Source organism: Novosphingobium sp. B-7, from assembly GCF_000410615.1.
GTDB classification, from domain to species: Bacteria; Pseudomonadota; Alphaproteobacteria; order Sphingomonadales; family Sphingomonadaceae; genus Novosphingobium; species Novosphingobium capsulatum.
This window is the reverse complement of record NZ_KE148491.1, coordinates 29,388-35,473: the sequence shown is the minus strand read 5'-3', so window position 1 is coordinate 35,473 and position 6,086 is coordinate 29,388. Positions and strand designations below refer to the sequence as shown.

Below are 6,086 nucleotides of genomic sequence, written 5' to 3'. Positions count from 1 at the left end.
TTCCCTACACGGTGAAACGCTATGAGCGCGACGCCAGGACGATGCTGGCACCGCCCGAACTGCGCGCGGTCCACCCGCTCGGCAAGTCCCCGGTGATCGAGGACGAGGGCCGCATCCTGGCCGAAAGCGGCGCGATCGTGGAATACCTGGTCGACAAGGCTGGCGGGCAGCTGGGCGCGCCCGCAGCCGAACAGGATGCGCTGCGCTATCGCATGTTCCTGCACTATGCCGAAGGGTCGCTGATGCCGCCGCTCCTGCTCAAGCTGGTGCTGTCGCGCGTGCCGATCATGGGCAAGATCGCCTTGAAGCGCATCCAGCCGATGATCGACGTGCATCTCGATTTCGTCGAGCGCGAACTGGCCAGCCGGCCGTGGTTTGCCGGCCCCGCCATGACCGCGGCCGACGTGATGATGAGCTTCCCGATCGAGGCCGCCCGCGCCCGTGCCGGCCTTGACCAAACGCGGCCCCACACGATCGCCTGGCTGGACAAGATCCAGGCCCTCCCCGCCTATCGCCGCGCGATCGAAGTGGGCGGGCCTTATGCCTATGATTGAATGCGGCCTGCTATTCTGCTTGCTTCAGCGAGGTCGCTGACATGTTACTCCTGAATTGCACACGAAGACACGAAGAGGTAGCTGCCTGGGCTTTGTGACTTTGTGGTTTGGCATGTGAACCATCAATGCTTGGTTCGGTTTCGATTACGGCAAGAGGCGGCTCGCGCCCAGTTGTTGCTGCTCCTGCCTGTTGATATGGTAACCTCATGTCCGACGTTCAGCGCAAGATTGTGATCGTTTCTGGTGCGCCGGGCGCGGGCAAGACAACCCTCGCGGTGCCTTTGGCGCAGCGGCTTGGCTTCCCGATCTTCTCAAAGGATTTCATCAAAGAAACCCTGACGGACGTATTCGGGGATGGGGGCGGCGATCTGGCAGCCTCTCGGCGGATCGGAGGCGCGTCGATGGAGCTTATCTGGTCCTTGGCAAGGCATGCACCGCAAGCGGTATTGGAAGCCAACTTTCGGCCACGCAGCGACTATGAGCGGGCCAAACTTACCGGCCTTGGGGCACTGATTGTTGAAGTTCATTGCGATTGCGGCCGAGCAGAAACAGCCAAACGGTTTCGTGAACGCGCGGCTGCGAGCGGGCACCATGCCGCGCATCCTTTAAAGGAAATGCCCCCCGAAATGCTCGATGAATATGACCGTCCGATGGGGTTGGGGCCCATCGTTGAGGTTGATACACGACTCGCAGTGAACTTGGACAGAGTGCTCGCAGAGGTGCAGCGCTTCCTTTGATAGCGGCGAAGGCGTCTAACTGGTCTAGGAGCGGCCTGTCGGCCTTCCACCATATTCCGACGAAAAGCGCCGTTCCGGACACGACCCAGTTGCGGACATAGTGAGCCTTGATTTTTCGAACGTAATCAGAGGTGATGGCGAAGGGGGCTAGATACAGGTGGAGCTGGTACATTGGCTGGGCGGGCCAATTCGCCAAGCCCATAGCCCCAAATGCAAGCGTGCTGCTTGCTACAGCCATAAGACAATTCAACGATCCGCGCTGCCTCAATGACCTTTTCGCAAGTAACTCTTGGCCCTGATAGGAGATATATCGGCTGTGACGCGTCTAGTTTCCTTCGAACTCTATGCAAATACAAACGAAGACCACCTGCGCTAACTTCGGCTTTACGCATCAAAACATATGACCTTCTGCGAACCAAGATAGGGATGTAGTAACCCGGTTCAGGCACAGGAGCGTTGCTACTCATCCAGCCTGCTGGTTTCTCGCAACGCGCGGGCAAAGGTATTTCACCTGCTGCATTACTGGCCCATGGCCATGCACCAAAAAGGATTGCCGAGCAGGTGGTGGCCAAAACGAGACTGCGGCGGGTCATGCTTTTAGTTTGCCCATAAAATGGTCAGATAGCAAACGCCCGCTCCCCGCGACCTTGCCACAATAGGCCTCATCCGGCTAAGCCCTTGAATGCGGTCAGTGGGTCAGATTTGCCGCTGAGGGCAGCTATCCATCCAATCTCGAACGTTTCAGTCGGCTTCGCCAGGCGTCACGCTGCAAGAACTTGGCACGCCATCGTCGGGGCCGCTCTTTTTCTAAAATTCCACACGAAGCCACGAAGCCACCAAGAAAAGTCCCTTCTTCGTGCCTTCGTGGCTTTGTGTGAAATCATTATCGAAACCACGCGCGTCGCGCTCGGGCACGGCACTGAGGGAGAAAGCGCCCCCGGATCAAGTCCGCATTCCACCCGCCCCCTTCCCTAGATCGCCGCCGCCTTTTCATCGGCGTCGGCCTGGGTCTTTTCCTGCGGGGTGCATTCGCCCACGCGGTTGGACTGGGTGGCCACGTGCATGCGCATCTGCTTGCCGCCCGGGCCGCTGCCGGTCATGTCCATGTCCATGGTGAAGTGATCACTGCCATAGGTGCCTTTGAGCGTGATCGTCTGCGTGCTGCCGTTGTGGCCGCAGTTGAGCACGCCATCGATCTTGCCATCGGCCATGGTGAAGGTCTTGTAGCGGCAGCTCTTGTCGGCTTGGCCGAAGAAATCGCCATCGGGGCGTGCGGCCTTTTCCTTGGTCAGGCATGACCGCTCGGCGCGGGCGTGGCCCATCGCGTCCTTCATTCCCGCCACCATTTCCGGCGGCATGCCGGGCATGTCGATATCGATCGCCTTGACCTGGGTGCTCCAGGCGCCCGGCTGAAACTTCACCCCTGCGCCCGCCACTTTGGCCGCCACTTCACCGGCATCGGCATCCTTGGCCACCACGGTCGGCTCTTTCTTGCAGCCCGGCAGCAGAACAGCCAGGGTCAGCAGGACAGGCCCGAGCAAGGCGGATGGGGTCTTGGCAATCATCGTCACTCTCCCGTTTGGGGACATGACGCTATCACGCTCGCCGGGCCATGGCCATGGCGCGATCGGGCGCTTTGGGGCCGATTGCATCTGGGCCTGGTGTTCCCCATATGTTGCCCATGGCCGAAATCATCATCCGCAGGGGGCTGGAAGAGCCCGATACGTCTGGCAACTTTGTCCCGCACAAGCCGCAGCGGCCCGAGAAGCTGGAGCCGGGCCGCCCGTTCAAGGTGGTGTCGGAATATCAGCCCGCAGGTGACCAGCCGACCGCGATTGCCGACCTGGTGGCCAGCGCGCGCGAGGGCGAGCGCACGCAGGTGCTGCTGGGTGTGACCGGCTCGGGCAAGACGTTCACCATGGCCAAGGTGATAGAGGAATTGCAGCGCCCCGCCCTGATCCTGGCGCCCAACAAGATCCTGGCGGCGCAGCTTTATGGCGAGATGAAGAGCTTTTTCCCCGAAAACGCGGTGGAATATTTCGTCTCGTACTACGATTATTACCAGCCCGAAGCCTATGTGCCGCGCTCCGACACCTACATCGAGAAGGAAAGCTCGGTGAACGAGGCGATCGACCGCATGCGCCACTCGGCCACGCGCGCCTTGCTCGAACGCGACGACGTGATCATCGTCGCCTCGGTCTCGTGCCTCTATGGCATCGGCTCGGTCGAAACCTATTCGGCCATGGTGTTCGACCTCAAGAAAGGCGAAAGCGTTGACCAGGGCGAGATCGTGCGCAAGCTGGTCGCCCTGCAATACAAGCGCAACGACCATGCCTTTCAGCGCGGCACGTTCCGCGTGCGCGGTGACAACCTCGAAATCTTCCCCTCGCACTACGAAGACACCGCCTGGCGCGTGACCTTCTTCGGCGACGAGATCGAGGAGATTGCCGAGTTCGATCCCCTTACCGGCAAGGCCGATACGCGCCTTTCCCAGGTGCGGGTCTATGCCAATTCGCACCACGTCACGCCTGGCCCCACGCTGATGCAGGCGCGCGAGGCGATCAAGTTCGAACTGGCCGAGCGACTCAAGGAGCTTCATGCCGAGGGCAAGCTGCTCGAGGCGCAGCGGCTGGAACAGCGCACCCATTTCGACCTGGAAATGATGGCTGCCACCGGTTCGTGCGCGGGGATCGAGAACTATTCCCGCTTCCTCACCGGCCGCCTGCCGGGCGAGCCGCCGCCAACCCTGTTCGAATACCTGCCCGACAACGCGCTGCTGTTCGTGGACGAAAGCCACCAGACTGTGCCGCAGATCGGCGCGATGGCGCGCGGGGACCATCGCCGCAAGATGACCCTGGCCGAATACGGCTTTCGCCTGCCCAGTTGCATCGACAACCGCCCGCTGCGCTTCAACGAATGGGAGGCGATGCGCCCGCAGACCTTCGCCGTTTCGGCAACGCCCGGCAATTGGGAGATGGAACAGGCCGGCGGCGTGTTTGCCGAGCAGGTCATCCGCCCGACCGGGCTGATCGATCCGCCGGTGCTCATCCGACCGGTGGAAGACCAGGTGCAGGACTGCATCAACGAATGCCGCCTCACAGCCCAGAACGGCTATCGCACGCTGGTGACCACGCTGACCAAGCGCATGGCCGAAGACCTGACCGAGTTCATGCACGAGGCGGGCCTGCGCGTGCGCTACATGCATTCCGACGTCGAGACGCTGGAGCGCATCGAGCTGATCCGCGACCTTCGTCTGGGCGTTTATGACGTGCTGGTGGGCATCAACCTGCTGCGCGAAGGCCTCGATATTCCCGAATGCGGGCTGGTGTGCATTCTCGATGCCGACAAGGAAGGCTTCCTGCGTTCGGAAACCTCGCTGATCCAGACTATCGGCCGGGCCGCGCGCAACGTCGATGGGCGCGTTATCCTCTATGCCGATCGCATGACCGGATCGATGGAGCGCGCGATTGCCGAAACCGATCGCCGCCGCGAAAAGCAGAACGCCTATAACGAGTTGCACGGGATCACCCCGGCCACGATCAAGCGCCAGATCGCCGATATCATCGCCGATACTGCCAGCCGCGACGGCGTGCTGGTGGACCTGGACGACGACAGCACCAACAACCTCGTCGGCCACAACCTGCGCAGCCACATCGAAGACCTAGAAAAGCGCATGCGCAATGCCGCAGCCGACCTGGAATTCGAAGAAGCCGGCCGCCTGCGCGACGAAATCCGCCGCCTGGAATCGACCGAGCTTGGCCTGCCCGAAGGCGATCGCAAAGCACCCGTGGTCGGCCGCAGCAACGAAGGCAAGCCGGGCACCCGCAAGACACGCTACGGCAAGTCTCAAAAGAAGTGGGGGAAGTGAGCGGCTGCTAACACGCCCTCCCCAACCCCTCCCGCAAGCGGGAGGGGCTAAATCCTCCCTCCGCACAGCGGGGGGAGGTGGCGGCCGCAGGCCGTCGGAGGGGGGAGGCGCAGCTACATCAGCGCAACCATGTAATCTCTCGTGCGCGGAAGATAAAAAACAACAAGGCTGGTTCTATAGAGAGAACCAGCGCAGATAGCAGGCATGCTTCATTCGCCTGCCGTGAAACCGAAACCGTCTGGAATGGCCTGCGTAGCCGCAAGCTGCCGGCAGATATCCAGAACCGGGCACTCGACAAGCTGCGCATGCTACACCGTGCCCGCACGATCGACGATCTGCGCAACCCGCCGTCCAACCGCCTTCATGCGCTGGGCGGCGATCGTGCGGGGCAACATTCCATTTCCATTAACATGCAATGGCGCATATGTTTCGTCTGGAAGGACGGAAATGCCCACGATGTCGAAATCACCGACTACCACTGACCAGGACTGGCTGCACAACAGCCATGCCGGCGACCTGTTGGCCCGCGAGTTCATGGAACCGCTCGGTCTGGCAACGACTGCGCTGGCTGCAAATGTGGGCGTCGAAACCTCGCGCATCGCAGACATGATCGCCGGTTCTCATCCGATCGATGCCGAACTGGACCTGCGGCTTTCGCGCTACTTTGGCATGTCAGAGGGGTTCTTTCTCGGTCTCCAGGCAGATTTCGAATTGCTGGAGGCCAAGCGCGCCCATCACGACGCCATCGACCGGATCGTTCCACGCGCCGCATGAAAACCGACCGTTTTGCGCGCGTCTGCGCCTCGCTGTTCGCCCTGTCCATCCTCACCGCCTGCTCGCAGCAAGCCCCGGCCCCGCAGGACAGCGGCACCCCGCTCAACGCCGTGCGTGTGCCTTTGCCGGAAAGCCAGCCTTTGCCGGCGGCCC

At 61.6% G+C, this 6,086-nt stretch carries 6 protein-coding genes; 5 read left to right on the top strand and 1 reads right to left on the bottom strand.

The window, feature by feature from the left end; translation table 11 throughout:
- Positions 1–554, top strand: a 554-nt coding sequence (locus tag H926_RS29740; protein WP_043610915.1) for a glutathione S-transferase family protein, incomplete at its 5' end; no start/stop codon positions are given.
- 206 nt (positions 555–760) lie between these two features.
- Complete coding sequence (locus tag H926_RS0121620; RefSeq protein WP_022678109.1) at positions 761–1,291, top strand: AAA family ATPase; 531 nt, start codon at positions 761–763, stop codon at positions 1,289–1,291.
- Between the two features lie 971 nt (positions 1,292–2,262).
- On the opposite strand, the gene H926_RS29735 is transcribed toward H926_RS0121620, so the two are convergent.
- Positions 2,263–2,856: a DUF3617 domain-containing protein gene (locus tag H926_RS29735; protein WP_022678108.1), complete on the bottom strand. Its 594-nt coding sequence runs from the start codon at positions 2,854–2,856 to the stop codon at positions 2,263–2,265.
- Positions 2,857–2,972: 116 nt separating this feature from the next.
- On the opposite strand from H926_RS29735, the gene uvrB reads away from it, so the two are divergent.
- From uvrB to H926_RS0121600, 3 genes are all read left to right on the top strand, one after another.
- A complete protein-coding gene (gene uvrB, locus H926_RS0121610) occupies positions 2,973–5,159 on the top strand; it encodes an excinuclease ABC subunit UvrB (protein ID WP_028658340.1) in 2,187 nt (728 codons plus the stop codon).
- A gap of 176 nt (positions 5,160–5,335) precedes the next feature.
- Entirely contained in the window at positions 5,336–5,641 is a 306-nt protein-coding gene (locus tag H926_RS32000) for a type II toxin-antitoxin system RelE/ParE family toxin (protein WP_082209289.1), read from the top strand.
- Positions 5,616–5,933 (top strand): HigA family addiction module antitoxin, encoded by a 318-nt coding sequence (locus tag H926_RS0121600; protein ID WP_028658339.1) that lies wholly within the window; start codon positions 5,616–5,618, stop codon positions 5,931–5,933. Before H926_RS32000 ends, H926_RS0121600 begins: the two co-directional genes overlap by 26 nt.
- Positions 5,934–6,086: the final 153 nt, after the last annotated feature.